The following is a 14,543-nucleotide window of genomic DNA, read 5'->3' as shown; positions in this document are numbered from 1 at the left end:
CTCACTCCGCTCGACCAAAATTGTGGGCAAGAAGACGGGTCAGGTAGCGAAAAAGGATGTCGCAACCCCAGCCAAGGAACCCGAGCGCCAGGATCGAGACGAAGATGACATCGGTCGCCATCCAGAGCCGCGAATTGAAGATCAGGAACCCGAGTCCCTCATCAGACGCAATCATTTCTGCGGAAACAACCGCCGTGAAGGCGTAGCCCATCGCGAGCCGCATGCCAGTTAGAACGAACGGCAAGGCTGCCGGTATCACGATATGAAGGAAGATTTGGCGCTGGTTCGCCCCAAGGGTCTTTCCGGCCCAGATCTTGTTGACCGGAATGTTGCTGACTCCAACCGATGCATTAACGGCGACGGTAAACACCGTAGCGTAGAAAATGATCATTATTTTTGAGAAATCGCCGAGTCCAAACCAGATCACGACGGGCGTCAGCCACGCAATCGCCGGGATAAACCTGAAAAACTGGACGAACGGATCGAATATCGAGCGCATCACTTTTGAAGCACCCATTGCAAGCCCGATTGGCGCGCCAACCAGACTGCCGAAGATAAATCCAACGAGGATACGATAAAGACTGGCTCCGATGTGGGTGAATAGCTCTCCGGTCACAATCATGTTGTAACCGGTTATCGCGACCGTTGAGAAGGGCGGTATCAGGACACTCTGATAGACGTATTTTGCGAGGACCTCCCACACGATAAGGAGAGCAACAACCGAGAATATTGAAATATAGGAGCTTCGGAACGACGTTGTGATAAATCGTACCACTGATGAATCACTATACCGTCGGCGCTTTACGTATTCATCGGCACTCCGTGCCGTTGTTTTTACTGAAATGTCGTCACTCATGTCTTTACCTTAACCTGGTCGTGAATGAGTTTGTTGATCCGATCGTAAAGCTCGCCGAACCGTTGATCGGAGCGTCGCCTCGGTCTCGGCATGTCGACATCGATCATTTCACTGATCCGGGAGCCTGGGCCGCTGCTCATGATGCCGATCCTGTCGGACAGCACGATCGCTTCTGCAATGTCGTGCGTTATGAAGAGAACGCTTTTTTTGGTCTGATCCCAGATACGTATCAGCTCATCCTGCAGCTCGGTGCGGGTCTGGGCATCCAGGGCACCGAACGGTTCATCCATGAGGAGAATTTCAGGATCGTTTGCCAATACGCGGGCAATCTGAATCCTCTGACGCATTCCGCCAGATAATTCGGCGGGATATTTGTGGGCGTGTGATGCGAGGCCGACCATCTCGAGATATTTCTCGACGATTGGTTGATACTGCCTCTTCGCCATACCCCGCATCCGAAGACCGAAGGCGACGTTGTCGCTTGCCGTTGCCCAATCGAACAGCGAGTCGTCGCCCTGAAAGACAACTGCTCGATCGCGTGTGGGCTCGCTGACCAGCTTTCGATTGACTTTGATTTCTCCCTGTGTTGGGTGCTGAAACCCCGCCAGAAGACGCAAGACGGTCGTCTTTCCACACCCGCTTGGTCCAAGGAGGCAGATGAACTCGCTTTCCTTGCTGGTGAAGTCGAGATTTCGGATAATTTCGTCGCCTTTTCGCGTGGAGTAACGAAAATGTACTCCGTGCATTTCAATGATGTCGTTCGTGCCCATCATCAAGTGCCTCCGATCGTTTGAAATGTCAGATGTTCAATCCGGCCAGCGTTTGCATTCTGGATAGTGCATGACGCTGGCAGGATGAGACCTCAAAAGAGGTGTTGCATCTTCTATTTTACGCGGTCGGGCGCGACGGCTTTGAGCAATTCAGGGCGCAGGAACCCTTCGAAACTCGGTTTCGATGAGATCATGCCTTGCGCAATAGCGAAATCCCCTGCTCGGCTGAGGTTGGATTTGAAGGCAGCTTCATCGAAACTGATGTTCCAGGTCTGAAGGTTCATCACCGTTGCAGCGTCCTCCGGTTTCATCCGGAGGGCCTGAGCGACGATCGATACCGCTTCATCCCGGTTGGCGTGAATCCAGTCTGAGGCGGCGATGATGGCAGAGAGCGACTTTTCGGCAAGCGGTTTGTTGGAGGCCAGGCTTTCCGTGAATAAAACATAGGTGTTCATGAAATACGCGTGATCTGTCCCAGTGCGGGATATCACGTGGGTATTGGGTACCGCGCTCGTAATTCGCGTGAGCCATGGCTCCCAAACCGCAAATGCGTCGATGTCTCCCCTGGAAAGGGCCGCGGTTGCCTCAGGCGCCTGGACGAACTTGATCGTGACCTTGCTGAGATCCAAGCCAATTTTCTCGGCGAGATAGCCGAAATAAAGGTGGCCACCGGACCCCCTCGGCATCCCGACAGTCTTTCCAACCAGGGCATCAGGCGACTTGATGCTGGTGGATCCGACAATGCCATAGAGGTCCTCTGCTTGGACGCCGGACGCGACGACACATATCTTTCCGCCTTTTGCGCGACGGACTACCGTACCAACTTCGGAAGTGCCGCCGATGTCGGCGTTACCTGTCAGCAAATTATCGAGAGCCACATTGCCGTCGTCGAAAGCACGAATTTCGGCGGACAAGCCTTGTTTCTCGAAAAAGCCCTTACGGACCGCGACTTGCAGATGAGAAAATGTCGGGTCAACCCCAACAGCAATCCGCACGCGGTCTCCCTCGGCCGCAAGCAGCATTGAGTTCATAGCCGGCAACATCGTCGCGGCAGCAAGTGAAGCACGGAGTATCGTTCGTCTCGTAAGCGTATCCATCGTTTGTCGTTCCCAATTGTTGTTGTTCCCAGTTATGATTTTGTATGCGAATGCGTTTAGCTGGCCCGGTATCTCAGATACGGGGTTTGAAATTGCTGGAAAACTCAGGCGCAATCTCTTCGGCAAAGCGACGCAACCACACCTGCCGATCCTCCAGCGGTACGCCAGGCGTGCCCGTAAGAAGAATTACGTAGTTAAAGCCCACGTCGATGTACTTTTGGAGCCGCTCTTTGATCGTCTGCGGCGACCCAACGAGCGAGACATCGAGGAAGGGACCAATGTTCGCCGGATCACTCATATGCAGGCGCCGCGCCTGCATTTCGGCGAACGGCTGATAGTCCGGAAGATCGCGATTGCGGTTCACGTCGTGCTGGTAATGATCGGCCTGTGCCTGGAACCATCTCGGCATCAGCTTGCGGCCGATCTCATATGCTTCCTCATCAGTATCGGCGACAATGAGATTGCAGGCAACGACTCTCGTGACGTCCGTTTCCATCCCGTTGCTTTTTGCTGCTTCCGTCCAGGCATCCATGACGTCTTTCTGGACTTCGAAGGGATGCGTGCCGTTGCACATCGGAGGAAGCCCGAGGTCGGCAATTTTCTTCGCGCTAGACGCCTGCCACATGCCGCCGTAAAAGTTGATCCGATCACGGCGCGGTGTCGGGCGAATACGGACTTCGCGAGGTGCGTTCAGGACCTTGCCGTGATAGCTGAAGTGTTCGCCGGACATCGCAAGATCGAGGATGCGCCACTCGTCTTCGAAACGATCTTTGGCCTCCGCCATGTCGATATCAAAGGCATCATACTCCATCTGAGCATTGCCACGTCCAAGCCCGAGGTGCAGCTTTCCGCTGCATAGGTGGCTCAACGCGGCGATTTCGCCGGCCAGGCGCATCGGATGATGCCAGGGGGTGACCAGAACCATCGTTCCCAAGTCAAGTCCTGGGAACTTTGCGGCAAGATGCGAGAGTATTGTCAGCGGCGCCGGCTGAGGGAAGTAGTCGCTGAAATGGTGCTCGATGATCCAGGCACCACTATAGCCCAGATCATAGCCGAGCTGAGCATCTTTCAACATTGCCGCGTAAAGGCTGTGGTCATCGGTCCCGGGGTGGTCCGACGCGGCGACCATGTAACCAAACGAAACGTCATGTGAACTCACTTGCAAAGTCTCCTTCTTGAAAATTATCAAATGCAATATCATATGAAATTACATATAGAGTCAAGTGGTGGGGTTTCGCTTGTTCCTCGGATTTCGAACAGCTTTATTCGGAAAGAAAGCTCATTTGTACCAATAGCTTGATTGCAGTTGATGCGATTTTTTTGGCGAGAAAGATGTGGGGTAAGGCAAAATGATATCGACGGATCTCGGGCGTTTTTCACTGCACAATGATCGATTTCTGGCGAGGTTACGGCGATGGGTCGAATGCGAGAGCCCGACTTTTGATGCCGGTGCGATGGACTCTATGCTGGATCTGGCGGAGAGCGATTTGCAGGCAATTGGTGCTAACGTCGTACGCTCTGCCGGTACGATGGGTTACGCAGGACACCTTCTCGCGACATTTCCGCACCCGAGAGCCCACGAGCCAGGGATATTGATAATGGGGCACGTCGATACGGTGCACCCGGTCGGTACAATAGATGGGTTGGCGTGGCGGATCGAAGGAGACGCCTGCTATGGGCCAGGCGTTGCCGACATGAAGGGGGGAGTATGCCTTGTTCTCGAAACGGTGAATCAATTGAATTCCTTGGGTGCGCAGTCATCCCTACCCTTGTCGCTCCTTCTTACAGGAGATGAGGAGGCCGGTAGCCCGACAACCAGATGTCTGATTGAAGCGCACGCTGCGAGAAACAAGTATGTGCTGGTGCCTGAACCCGGTAGGCCCGATGGAAGCGTCGTGATCGGGAGGCATCCCGTTTCTCGCTATGCGCTCCTTGCAAAAAGTAATCCAGGGCATGCCGGGGCGATCGGAGCTGGTCGCCCGCCGACAGCTTTGCGGACAATTGCAGAGAAGATAATTAGAGCTGAGGAGCTGAGCGATGAATACGCGACATGTACAGTTGCTACATGCGCGACGGGTCGATGGTCAAACTGCGTGCCGGCATACTGTGAGGCTGAGGCTCTCGTTGTCGCGAGCTCAACTTCTGCTATGGAGCGAATCAGTCTACAATTAGAAGGCCTTGCCTCAACTGCAGAAAATGTCGAGTTTCGTGTCGAACATCGCCTGTCTCGCCCTGAATGGATGCCAAGTGACAGCTCGATGGATCTTTTCGGATTTGCAGGCGATGTCGCGGAGCAATTTGGTTTTCATCTTAGGGGCGTGGTGGCCGCAGGCGGATCCGACGGAAACTTCACGGGAGCCTTGGGCGTTGCCACTCTCGACGGACTAGGTCCGGTCGGCCGATTGTTTCATACCCTTGAAGAACATATTCTGCTAACGAGCCTTAACAATCGCAGCCGCTTGATAGCCGGGTTGATAACGACGCTAAAATAGCCGAGAGCAAAAATATAGCTGGGGAGTACGGAACTAGATGAACGGCCCGAAGACGGCATCAGACTTTGTCGATAATTTTGCACCATATCTGATCAATCAAGTTGCCAACAGGTGGAACTACGACTTCAACAAGATGTTGAAGGCGCAGCGGCAGATCAACCTTTCTGAATGGAGGATCATGGCCGTCGTTCGCGCGCGGCCGAATATTTCGATCTCCGAGCTGATTAAGCACGTTACCATGGACCAGCCAACCGTGAGCCGTATTGTCGATCGGCTCGTCGAACGAGAGCTTCTTGTCAGAGATCTCAAATCGGATGATAGAAGATTTGTTGAGCTGTTCCTCACCCCCACTGGACTGGAGACAGTTGACAAGATTTGGCCAATTGCCATGCAGTTTTATCAGGATGCGACGTCCTCACTGACGGCCTCTGAGGTTGACACGCTGGTGCGCCTCCTGAAGAAGGTCCGAAGCGGCTTTGACGGAGTTGGTGGCGTCAACCTGAAGGCATATCGGCTAAAATAGCCCCGAAAAAAACGGCTGAAACCTCCAGCTTGCTCCAAATACGACAGGATCGCCGGGCGCACTATTTCTCGGCGTATTTATCAAAGAGAGCGAGCACGTCGGGTTCCACTCGAATGCCACGCTCCAGAGCCCGCTGCGGGCATTCTGTCGGCGCCGGCCCGGCAGTCGGGTGCCGGGATCGGACAGGATGGTATCTGCCGGGAGCACAGGACGTACGCCTGTTCCAGCGCCGCCAGTCTTTTTCGGGTCGATGCAGACGATCATCTGACCGAGAGCGGGCAGCGCGCCCTTTCATCAAAGAGCGAAGAGGCCTCGAATGAAAACCCGGCGCCGGTCATGCCTGCCGCGAGAATCTCGACTATCAGGGCCAAGGCGGCGCCCTTCGCTTCGCCCATAGGAAGGATTGAGCCCGCCAGCGCGGTCGCGGCATCGGTGGTTGGTCGTCCATCACTGGCTCAACAGGGATCGCGGCGCCTGTGCAGGATAAGAGTGGGTCCGTGTTTACGGCACTCGATTTGCGACCATTGACAACCCGGTTCGTTGAATAACGTTGGCTTCTAATCCTTATGGTTCGCGACGCAGCGCATAGGCCAGTGCCTCGGAAGCCAGGCTCGCTTCTGAAACGTCCCCCTCCGATTGATGATACCTTCAACTGGGTAGCCACCATCGCAGTGCCTTCCCATTTCAAACTGTTTCCATCGAAGAAATGCCTTCCAGATATCCGAGACTTTTCCACATGGCGGAAAAGTGAGATATTTAATCTGCGCCATCTCTTCTTACTTTCAATCGCAGGCGCTATGAATATTCCATGATATGGAATAGATCGGTTAAAAATGGAAAAATCCACCGGAACGGTTCAATCCGTCGATCGTGCCTTGGCAATCATGGAGTTGCTTGCTTCATATCCCGACGGCGCTCGCCTAACACTTCTTGCGAAGAAAACGCATCTCGCACCTTCGACCGCCCATCGGCTTCTCACAACGCTTGAACGACGAGGATTTGCACAGTTCGATGCTGTGAACTCGCACTGGGTTGTCGGTCGCAAGGCGTTCGCGGTTGGAATCGCATTCACGCGCTGGCAGAGCTTCATTGCTGCGGCTATGCCCTTCCTGCGAAGGCTCAGAGATTTCAGCCATGAGACAGCCAACCTCGGCATTCTTGAGGAAGGTGAAGTCATCACTGTTGCTCAAGTCGAGAGCCGTGAAATAATCCGTGCGATAGCTTCTCCAGGTGGACGCGCACCGGTTATGAACTCGGGCATGGGAAAAGCAATCGTTGCGACGTGGCCCGACGAAGCGATCCTGAAGTTCCTGGAGCGGCATGGCCTCCAGCCCACCACTCGACGTAGTTTGCGGAAGATCGACGACGTGATGGACGAGATTGCCACTATTCGTGCGCGCGGTTTCGCGTTCGACGATGAGGAATTCACTTACGGGATGCGCTGCGTCGCAGCAGTCGTGTGGGACCCCTACTCGGAACCGGTCGGCGCGATATCGATCTCTGCTCTTGCGAACCGCTTACCCCAGACAGGCATGGCTGTGATCGGAGAAACAGTGCTCCATATCGCGAACGAATTGACCTCCGTCATGGGAGGAACTCCACCTCGGGAAAAGACGGCAGCTTCACCTGCGGAGGCGATGTAGAGCACCTTTCCCTTCCGTGTACCCATCGTGCCCAGCGACCTTGAAGGTTCAAGCGGCTTTGTCCGAAGCACAACAACAACCAGGATGTGTTTCCGAGTGCCTAGCTTACTATGACCTCCAACGGATCATAAAGGATACCCAAACCCCACGCGACTTTTGCAAGACTATCAGGCTTATGTCTGAGCATGGCAAGTTCGTCGCGTGTAACCAGACGTCGTTCGGTTACCACACCCTCTGGATCCCGCCAATTTACTGGAAAAGCAGGACTGAGTAGGGTGCAGCGAAAGTAGATATCAATCTGATGAAACCCTGACGTTGGGTCATGAAATTCATTCAGCAGACATGGATCACCAACATTCACATGCACTCCGCATTCTTCGAACACTTCGCGCTTTAGGTTATCATGCAATGACATCCCGGAATGGATACCTCCACCGGGCGCGCACCATAGATCGGAGACGCCGCGAGGATACGCATTCACGACCAGCAGGCGATCGCGGTGCACGATGATCGCGCGAGCAGCCGTCCGGGGCGAGCGAGGCTTCATCTTGGACATTGGGTACCTTTAGCAACCGACGAAACGGGAACCCAGCCGATGGATCCAAGAATCGAGAATGATGTCATGACCACAAAGCTCATTCGATTTCCGGATTGCCCTGCTATCAACAATTCACCTCGCTGAACAAAGTCACGCTTCAAAGAACATGTAAAGCGTGACTCTGTTCCGTTTCATGCCGGCGACTATCTGAAACGAAGATGGCTTCTGTTCAGCTGATCGAGTTTCGTTATTCCCATTAGCTTCATGTCACGCTCGATTTCGGTCCGCAGGTTCAACAAGGTCTTTTCGACACCTGCCTGTCCACCGGCGGCCAATGCATAAAGGTAGAGATGCCCTCCTGAGCAGGCTGTCGCGCCGGCAGCCATAGCCTTGAGGACATGCGTGCCACGGCGAATACCACCGTCGCAGATGATCTCAATCTTCCCGCCAACGGCGTCGGCTATTTCGGAAATCTGGTCGAAGGGTGAGCGGGACCCATCGAGCTGACGACCCGCATGGTTGGAAACCATGATGGCCGAGGCACCGATATCGACAGCCCGTTTGGCATCCTCAACGCTCATAACACCTTTCAGGCAGAACTGGCCACCCCAACGCTCTCGCACCTGCTCAGCGTCCTTCCAACTCATCGACTGGTCGAGCATTGTCGAGAAGTATTCGCCGACCGAAATGGCGATATTCGTTCCTTGGCTCACATATCCGTCAAGTTGCGGAAGGCTGAACTTTTCTTTTGTCAGATGGTTCCACGTCCAGCCTGGCCGCATGGCGAAGCTCAACAGGCTGGAGAGTGTGAGTTTCGGCGGAGACGTGAAACCTGTGCGCAAATCGCGCTCTCTGTTGCCGCCCGTGATCGTGTCGACGGTCAAGGCAATGGCGTCGAACTTTGCTTCACGGCATCGCTCAACCATGCTCCAGGTGAGCTCGCGGTCCTTGTGGAAATAGAGCTGGAACATCTTCGGCGTCTGAATTGTCCGCCCGATTTCCTCGATGCTCACCGTTCCAAGAGATGATACCCCGAAGAAGGTACCGAATTTCTCCGCAGCCCGTGCAACGGCCCTCTCCCCATCATGATGAAACAGACGCTGGAGTGCGGTCGGCGAGAGGAACAAAGGCAAGTCCATTTTCTTGCCCATGACCGTCGTGGACATGTCGACGGTCTCAACCCCAGCCAGCACATTGGGTACCAGGTCACACGTCGCAAACGCCTCTGTGTTGCGACGGTATGTGATTTCATCGTCCGCGGCGCCGTCAATGTAGTGGAATATTGGTGAAGGCAATCGCTGTTTGGCAAGCTGGCGGAAATCTTCGACGTTTCGGCAGCGTTGAATTGCTCTGGACATTGGGTCTCCTCCCTGGACACGTTAGAATAGACAGGTTGGCTTATACCTAACTATTCTACTCATGTTTAATTGGTAAAATATGTTGACCATATGTGTCAATTGGTAAAATGGATGAGATACTGATCGTCGCATCGTGCCTGGGGTGCGACGTGTCATCTCGGATTGTGGTGAGCGCCCACAAAGCAAAATAAGAAAATACGAAAGAGATGTTGATGTCGGAATTGTTTGCCCGGTAGAAAAGGAAATGTCCTCGAATACTACAGAGCGAAGCGGCAGCCGCCGCGCCCGTGGCCGCCCGCGTGAATTCAGTGTAAATCAAGCGCTGGAGAAAGCCATACGTGTGTTTTCACGGCGTGGTTATCAAGGAACATCCATTGCCGATTTAACGGATGAAATGGGTCTGGCCCAAGGTAGTATCTACAAGGCATTCCAGGATAAGGAGAGCTTATTTCTTGCGGCTTTAAAGTACTATCGCGCAACAAGTATTGAACGAATTCGAGAAGCGATTGCTGAGGGGAGCAATGGCCGCGAGCGCCTTGAAAAAGCGATGTTTTTCTACGCTAATACCGCGCATGACGAGGCAGGCCTGCTTGGATGTCTGCTTACAAAATCCGTGACAGAATTGCTAATCCTTCGTCCTGAAGCCGCTGGATACATAACCGCTATGTTGGAAAGCAATGAAGCATTTCTAGTCGATCTTATCTTAACGGGACAAAGCGATGGTTCGGTGTCTGGCCATGTTGATCCCGACGCAACGGCGCGAACACTTTCGTGTCTGCTTCAAGGAGTGCGGATTGTTGGCAAGACCGGTCGCTCACGCCAGGAAATGCAGGCCGCTGTGACCTCAGCACTGCGCATTCTAGACTAATTTGCAGGCTGAAAACTCCGCCCGAATCAGCTTGCACCAGATGTTGGTGTCAAACGGGGCCACCCGGCAGCTGGCTTGACGGAGTCAATCGGCTCCCTCGTCCGATAGCGCGATGCCGTGTCGCTATCGATCTTCAACTGCGTTTTTCTCTCATCCTTACCACGTATGGGCGTTTTGCTGTGGCCAAACAAACAAGCTCGGTGCAGATGAAGAGGAAGGATCGTCTGACCATCGGCAATGCCGCCGCAAACGTCCCGGACAGCACCGCTTTTCGTCGAGAAGTGGTCAGTGCTACCAGGTAGATGCATGTACAGGAATCATGCACGAGCATCGCGTCTTCAACGATATGGCCATAAGGCGCACGAACTCACTATGTCAATTCGCCGATATCTCAGAAGGTAGGCGGGGTATTGATCCACAGTACCGACGCAGCCTTTTCGCCCGTGTTCGCGAACCGATGGGGGCGGTGGCTGACGAACGTCATGGAGTCGCCAGGCTGGAGCTTGTATTGCTCGGTCTCGTCCAGAACGATATCGAGACTGCCATTGAGCATGAACAGAAACTCCTCGCCGTCGTGTTGATAACTTTCGCCGCTGGTTGCTCCAGGTTCGACGATGAACAGCAGAGATTCAAGCACCGTCTCGACTCGGAATAGTTGCTGGATCTCAACTCCGTTCAACTTGACATCAAGAGGGCGACGCTCATCAGGCTTCACGACAAGCTGATTGTCGAAGGTCTGTACTCCCAGAATCTGAACCATATTGGTACCGAGTGCTGCAGCAAGCTTCTGGAGAACCGCAACGGAAGGATTGTTGAGAGATCGCTCGATTGCGCTCAGGTGCGACGCGCTCAACTGCGCAGCTGCGCCTAGCTCACGGAGGCTTACGCCTTTGGCCTTTCGAAGGCGCTGGATGCGAGTTCCAAGTGCTGCTTGTTCCCCGGTTGCGTTTGGCTGGCGGACGGTTCCGCCATCTTCCTTTTGCAAAGCGAGCCGTATCCCAGCGGGATTGACACCCGATCGCACCAAGTCGCGCACGACATGCATCCGTTGGATCTGAGGCGCAGCATATGTTCGATAGCCAGAATTCGTTCGTGACGCTGCTATAAAGCCATGCTTCTCCCATTGCCGTATCATCGTTGTTGTCACGCCCAGCATTTCAGCGACCTGGCCAATGTAGAGGCCTTCGCTACCGCAACCGATTTCGGGATCGTGAGTGCTTATCGTGTCGGCCATGCCGCCTCCATGAAGGAATTTCGCAGCAGGCGCGCCGAAGTAGAACTACCCTTCGACCGCCAACCCTGCTGTTGTGCACAACACGTTTAAACGCTTTCACGTCATCATTGCCAGTATTTTCACAAAAAATTGGGAGACAGCTAAAAAATCAGGCATTTCCAATTGGGCGTGACAGGTCAAAGCCCAAGCTTAAAGGGATCTGCCATTGGTCCGTGGCCCTGCCGACGACGGGAATCCCGCGCTCAGATAGTTTTCCAAGGCAAGAGGATGGTCTGCCGAGCAGGTACTGAGCGTCACCCGTTTGGCAAAGCTAGACGCGATCCGAATTGCTCCGCCTAAGGCTTCCTTTTCAAAGCCTTTTCCAATCGCGAAAGGCATGAGATCGAAATAGGCAATCTCCGGCTCGATCGGAATACGACCGATCGAGATCAAAATAACCGAACGGTTGTACGCCTCATGAAAACCAAAGGCAGGCGGCGAGCCATTGTCGCCGTTGCCCGCAAAATTGCTGTCTTGCTCCATCGTATGTGGATTGAAGGCACAGAATTCCGGTTTGGATCGGAGGCTGCAGCATGAATTGAAACAGCAACCGAAACCGATCCTGGCCGGATCGTCCCATGCGGACGACGGGATGGATGAAGCCGACTACGACTGCTGCGCTTCGAGCGCGTCCAAAAGCGAGGCTCTCCAGACCATGATCCCATGCATGCGTGCAGCTGCTCCAAGCTAAACGGAGCCAACAGACTGCGAAGAGAAGCGTGACCCGCGTGAACGATCAGGCCATCAAAGACAGAAGGAAAGAGCTTGACCTGAATGCCCGATTAGAGAAGCGGACGTAGCCGCAAGCGCGGTCGCGCCCAGCAACGCAGACCTTCTCCCAATCTTGATCATCATTGACCCCTGTCTATTGTTGCGACAAACCAGCTTTGGCGTGCTCCAACATTATCTTTGTGCGATAATCCGTCAATAGAATTGCTTGGAAGGTGGTGGCGGCGGGCAGATACCCGCCCCCGACTTTTTCAAAGGATTGCAACAGCGCGGATCGGAGAGCCGGTGCCTTCGCGGAAATGCAAAGGCAAGCCGAAATACTCGAACCTCTTTCCAACGAGCTTATCGAGATTGGTGAGGTTTTCGGTATTGACGATCTGATACTCGGCGCAGACCGCATGACCGATGAAGGTCATGTCATCGCTGTGATCGATTGCGAGAGAATCGATGCCGATATTGACGACGCCACGTTCGGCAAGCCAGACCGCGCCAGACCGATCAAGTCCGGAATACACGTTGATGAATTCCTTCGTGCCGAAGGTTCGATCGCCGTGGCCGCTGTAAAGCAAGACGATATCACCCGTTCTTATCTCCTGGCCGCTCTTGGCAAGCGCACGCTCCAGGACAACGTCCGTCATATAGTCGGGATGTCGAACCTCGCTCACGTCCAGGCAGATCGCCGAGCCGTAGTAATATTCGAGCGGCATATCATCGAGTGTGGCGCCCCCCGGATCGTATTCGAAAATCGCGTCCGTATGCGTCCCCGTATGCTCGCTCAAGAGCCAGTTATGGGCCTGAAAGCCAAAACTGGTGTCCCAACGGTTCTTGAACCCCTCATGCGTCTGGTTCACCATCTTGAAAGGGAGCTGGTGGCCCGGCCACAGCGGCATCCCTTCATGGATGTCGCGCGAGAGATCGATCACGGTCCTGCTTCCACGATCCAGCGCCTTCTTGCCGACGCGAGGAACCGCGGTCTTGCCGCTCGAGTTGGTCATTGTCGCTCCCTCCCCTTACGCGGTTGCCAGCGCAGGCTCGATGAGCACCGGCAGGATTTCGAGGTTTTCGACATTGAGCAGGCCGCGATCGGTGAGCTTCCAGGTCGGACTGGTCGTGAGCGACAGGAAGGCCAGATGCATGAAGGGACCATGGACCTGCACGCCAAGACGCTCCTGAGCGATCTTGGTCATTTCAGCGACCTTTGCCGTCATCTCCGCGGCGTTGAGCTCATCGTTGATAAGTCCGGCGACCGGAAGAGGAAGCGTTCCGATGAGTTCGCCACTGTCCACCATGACGATACCGCCCTGGATCCGGATCACTTCGTTGACGGCCGCGACCATGTCATCGTGGTTCGTCCCCATGACAATGATGTTGTGGCTGTTGTGGGATACCGTTTCCGCGATGGCGCCGCGCTTCATCCCGAAACCGTTGATGAAGCCCTTCGCCACGCCACCATGACGCCCGTGTCGCTCGACCACAGCGGCCAGCAGCGTGTCACTGGCGACATCCGCCTGCGTGATACCGCCGACGACTGGAACCGTTGCCTCGATGGAACGCGAGAGATTCTGGTCCGGAATAAGGCCGACGACGCGAACTCGTGCAGAGTCGCCCTTCGCCTCAAGCGAAAGTTCGGACTTCGAGACCGGTCCGCGCTTCACGCTCTTTCGAACCCAGTCCGGGTAGCGATACGATGGGATATCGATGAGGAGCTTGTTGTTTTCGGCCACGAGTTTCCCGCCGACGAAGACCTGCGCGACCTTCATTTCAGCGATGTCACCCTTGACGACGCAGATGTCGGCGAGCTTGCCCGGTGCCAGCACGCCGACGTCGGACAGACCCATCCAGGTTGCCGGGTTGATCGTCGCCATCTGGATAGCCAGGACCGGCTTGATGCCGGCGGCGATGGTCCGCCTGACGACATCATTCATGTGCCCATGATCGCGCAGGTCGTCCGGCAACATGTCGTCGGTTGCGAGGCAAAGGTAGCGAGGGTCCAGGCCATCCTCGGTGTAAACGCGGATGCACTCGCGCATGTTTCGCTGGGTCGAGCCTTCGCGCATCAGAATGCGAACGCCGTAGCGCAGCTTCTCGAGCGCCTCTTCCTTGGTAGTAGTCTCGTGGCAGGATATATCCGTACCGCTCGCAATGATGTGGGCGGCAAGCTGGTCGTTGAAGATCGCTGCCGCGTTTCCGTCAACGACCTTGCCGTTGGAGCGGGCGTAGATGGTCGACTGCAGGGCATCGTCGAAGACATCCGGTGTGTGATCGTAAACGAAGCGAGGCGCACCGATGTCAACGGCGGAGTAAAAACCGGCCACGCGGCGGCGCAATAGTCGGCCACCTTGGCGGGGGGGGGGGGGGGGGGGGGGGGGGGGGGGGGGGGGGGGGGGGGGGGGGGG

15 protein-coding genes and 2 pseudogenes are annotated in these 14,543 nt (G+C 55.0%); 5 read left to right on the top strand and 12 right to left on the bottom strand.

Annotated features, from left to right (window positions below):
• Window position 1 precedes the first annotated feature (1 nt).
• The 4 genes from ACODTZ_RS32000 to ACODTZ_RS31985 all read right to left on the bottom strand — a co-directional run bounded on the left by ACODTZ_RS32000 (window position 2) and on the right by ACODTZ_RS31985 (window position 3,882).
• Complete coding sequence (locus ACODTZ_RS32000; RefSeq protein WP_489030816.1) at window positions 2–856, bottom strand: ABC transporter permease; 855 nt, start codon at window positions 854–856, stop codon at window positions 2–4.
• Window positions 853–1,629, bottom strand: coding sequence for an ABC transporter ATP-binding protein (locus ACODTZ_RS31995; protein ID WP_489030814.1), 777 nt, complete (start codon window positions 1,627–1,629; stop codon window positions 853–855). Before ACODTZ_RS31995 ends, ACODTZ_RS32000 begins: the two co-directional genes overlap by 4 nt.
• 110 nt (window positions 1,630–1,739) lie before the next feature.
• Complete coding sequence (locus tag ACODTZ_RS31990; RefSeq protein ID WP_489030812.1) at window positions 1,740–2,723, bottom strand: ABC transporter substrate-binding protein; 984 nt, start codon at window positions 2,721–2,723, stop codon at window positions 1,740–1,742.
• A gap of 73 nt (window positions 2,724–2,796) precedes the next feature.
• Window positions 2,797–3,882: an LLM class flavin-dependent oxidoreductase gene (locus tag ACODTZ_RS31985; RefSeq protein ID WP_489030810.1), complete on the bottom strand. Its 1,086-nt coding sequence runs from the start codon at window positions 3,880–3,882 to the stop codon at window positions 2,797–2,799.
• Between the two features lie 190 nt (window positions 3,883–4,072).
• Here ACODTZ_RS31985 and ACODTZ_RS31980 point away from each other — a divergent pair, with 190 nt between their 5' ends.
• The gene (locus ACODTZ_RS31980) at window positions 4,073–5,215 is read left to right on the top strand and encodes a M20/M25/M40 family metallo-hydrolase (protein ID WP_489030808.1); all 1,143 of its coding nucleotides are present in this window, start codon (window positions 4,073–4,075) and stop codon (window positions 5,213–5,215) included.
• 37 nt (window positions 5,216–5,252) lie between these two features.
• The gene (locus tag ACODTZ_RS31975; protein WP_489030806.1) at window positions 5,253–5,738 is read left to right on the top strand and encodes a MarR family winged helix-turn-helix transcriptional regulator; all 486 of its coding nucleotides are present in this window, start codon (window positions 5,253–5,255) and stop codon (window positions 5,736–5,738) included.
• Window positions 5,739–5,998: 260 nt separating this feature from the next.
• Here ACODTZ_RS31975 and ACODTZ_RS31970 read toward each other — a convergent pair whose 3' ends face one another.
• A complete protein-coding gene (locus tag ACODTZ_RS31970) occupies window positions 5,999–6,133 on the bottom strand; it encodes a hypothetical protein (RefSeq protein ID WP_489030804.1) in 135 nt (44 codons plus the stop codon).
• A gap of 438 nt (window positions 6,134–6,571) precedes the next feature.
• Between ACODTZ_RS31970 and ACODTZ_RS31965 the strand changes: the two genes are divergently transcribed.
• Window positions 6,572–7,381: an IclR family transcriptional regulator gene (locus ACODTZ_RS31965; RefSeq protein WP_489030802.1), complete on the top strand. Its 810-nt coding sequence runs from the start codon at window positions 6,572–6,574 to the stop codon at window positions 7,379–7,381.
• A gap of 100 nt (window positions 7,382–7,481) precedes the next feature.
• Here the strand turns inward: ACODTZ_RS31965 and ACODTZ_RS31960 are convergent, their stop codons facing one another.
• Window positions 7,482–7,937, bottom strand: a complete 456-nt coding sequence (locus tag ACODTZ_RS31960) for an NUDIX domain-containing protein (protein ID WP_489030800.1) — start codon at window positions 7,935–7,937, stop codon at window positions 7,482–7,484.
• 185 nt (window positions 7,938–8,122) lie between these two features.
• On the bottom strand, window positions 8,123–9,277 hold the full coding sequence (locus ACODTZ_RS31955) for an alpha-hydroxy acid oxidase (RefSeq protein ID WP_489030798.1): 1,155 nt from the start codon (window positions 9,275–9,277) through the stop codon (window positions 8,123–8,125).
• A 142-nt stretch (window positions 9,278–9,419) separates the two neighbouring features.
• On the opposite strand from ACODTZ_RS31955, the gene ACODTZ_RS31950 reads away from it, so the two are divergent.
• A complete protein-coding gene (locus ACODTZ_RS31950; protein ID WP_489030796.1) occupies window positions 9,420–10,145 on the top strand; it encodes a TetR/AcrR family transcriptional regulator in 726 nt (241 codons plus the stop codon).
• Window positions 10,146–10,360: 215 nt separating this feature from the next.
• Here the strand turns inward: ACODTZ_RS31950 and ACODTZ_RS31945 are convergent.
• From ACODTZ_RS31945 to ACODTZ_RS31935, 3 genes and pseudogenes are all read right to left on the bottom strand, one after another.
• A pseudogene (locus tag ACODTZ_RS31945) lies at window positions 10,361–10,500 on the bottom strand (nucleoside hydrolase); the annotation flags it as partial.
• A gap of 36 nt (window positions 10,501–10,536) precedes the next feature.
• Entirely contained in the window at window positions 10,537–11,379 is an 843-nt protein-coding gene (locus ACODTZ_RS31940; protein WP_489030794.1) for a cupin domain-containing protein, read from the bottom strand.
• 189 nt (window positions 11,380–11,568) lie between these two features.
• On the bottom strand, window positions 11,569–11,901 hold the full coding sequence (locus ACODTZ_RS31935; protein WP_489030922.1) for a hypothetical protein: 333 nt from the start codon (window positions 11,899–11,901) through the stop codon (window positions 11,569–11,571).
• Between ACODTZ_RS31935 and ACODTZ_RS31930 the strand changes: the two are divergent.
• Window positions 11,848–11,955: pseudogene (locus ACODTZ_RS31930) on the top strand (IS110 family transposase); the annotation flags it as partial. The gene ACODTZ_RS31935 and the pseudogene ACODTZ_RS31930 sit on opposite strands and share 54 nt — an antisense overlap.
• A gap of 443 nt (window positions 11,956–12,398) precedes the next feature.
• Here ACODTZ_RS31930 and ACODTZ_RS31925 read toward each other — a convergent pair.
• Both ACODTZ_RS31925 and ACODTZ_RS31920 read right to left on the bottom strand, forming a co-directional pair.
• Entirely contained in the window at window positions 12,399–13,142 is a 744-nt protein-coding gene (locus ACODTZ_RS31925) for a cyclase family protein (protein WP_489030792.1), read from the bottom strand.
• 15 nt (window positions 13,143–13,157) lie between these two features.
• Complete coding sequence (locus ACODTZ_RS31920; protein ID WP_489030790.1) at window positions 13,158–14,462, bottom strand: adenine deaminase C-terminal domain-containing protein; 1,305 nt, start codon at window positions 14,460–14,462, stop codon at window positions 13,158–13,160.
• Window positions 14,463–14,543: the final 81 nt, after the last annotated feature.

The organism is Rhizobium sp. FG113 (genome assembly GCF_057809895.1).
This window is presented reverse-complemented; position numbering and strand designations above follow the sequence as displayed.

What these genes read in the sequence shown, in the direction of transcription:
- ACODTZ_RS31980 (WP_489030808.1), top strand. Translation starts at nt 4,073, where the DNA reads ATGATATCGACGGATCTCGGGCGTTTTTCACTGCACAATGATCGATTT.
- ACODTZ_RS31970 (WP_489030804.1), bottom strand. Translation starts at nt 6,133, where the DNA reads ATGGGCGAAGCGAAGGGCGCCGCCTTGGCCCTGATAGTCGAGATTCTC.
- ACODTZ_RS31990 (WP_489030812.1), bottom strand. Translation starts at nt 2,723, where the DNA reads ATGGATACGCTTACGAGACGAACGATACTCCGTGCTTCACTTGCTGCC.
- ACODTZ_RS31935 (WP_489030922.1), bottom strand. Translation starts at nt 11,901, where the DNA reads ATGGAGCAAGACAGCAATTTTGCGGGCAACGGCGACAATGGCTCGCCG.
- ACODTZ_RS31965 (WP_489030802.1), top strand. Translation starts at nt 6,572, where the DNA reads ATGGAAAAATCCACCGGAACGGTTCAATCCGTCGATCGTGCCTTGGCA.
- ACODTZ_RS31995 (WP_489030814.1), bottom strand. Translation starts at nt 1,629, where the DNA reads ATGATGGGCACGAACGACATCATTGAAATGCACGGAGTACATTTTCGT.
- ACODTZ_RS31925 (WP_489030792.1), bottom strand. Translation starts at nt 13,142, where the DNA reads ATGACCAACTCGAGCGGCAAGACCGCGGTTCCTCGCGTCGGCAAGAAG.
- ACODTZ_RS32000 (WP_489030816.1), bottom strand. Translation starts at nt 856, where the DNA reads ATGAGTGACGACATTTCAGTAAAAACAACGGCACGGAGTGCCGATGAA.
- ACODTZ_RS31975 (WP_489030806.1), top strand. Translation starts at nt 5,253, where the DNA reads ATGAACGGCCCGAAGACGGCATCAGACTTTGTCGATAATTTTGCACCA.
- ACODTZ_RS31940 (WP_489030794.1), bottom strand. Translation starts at nt 11,379, where the DNA reads ATGGCCGACACGATAAGCACTCACGATCCCGAAATCGGTTGCGGTAGC.
- ACODTZ_RS31955 (WP_489030798.1), bottom strand. Translation starts at nt 9,277, where the DNA reads ATGTCCAGAGCAATTCAACGCTGCCGAAACGTCGAAGATTTCCGCCAG.
- ACODTZ_RS31960 (WP_489030800.1), bottom strand. Translation starts at nt 7,937, where the DNA reads ATGTCCAAGATGAAGCCTCGCTCGCCCCGGACGGCTGCTCGCGCGATC.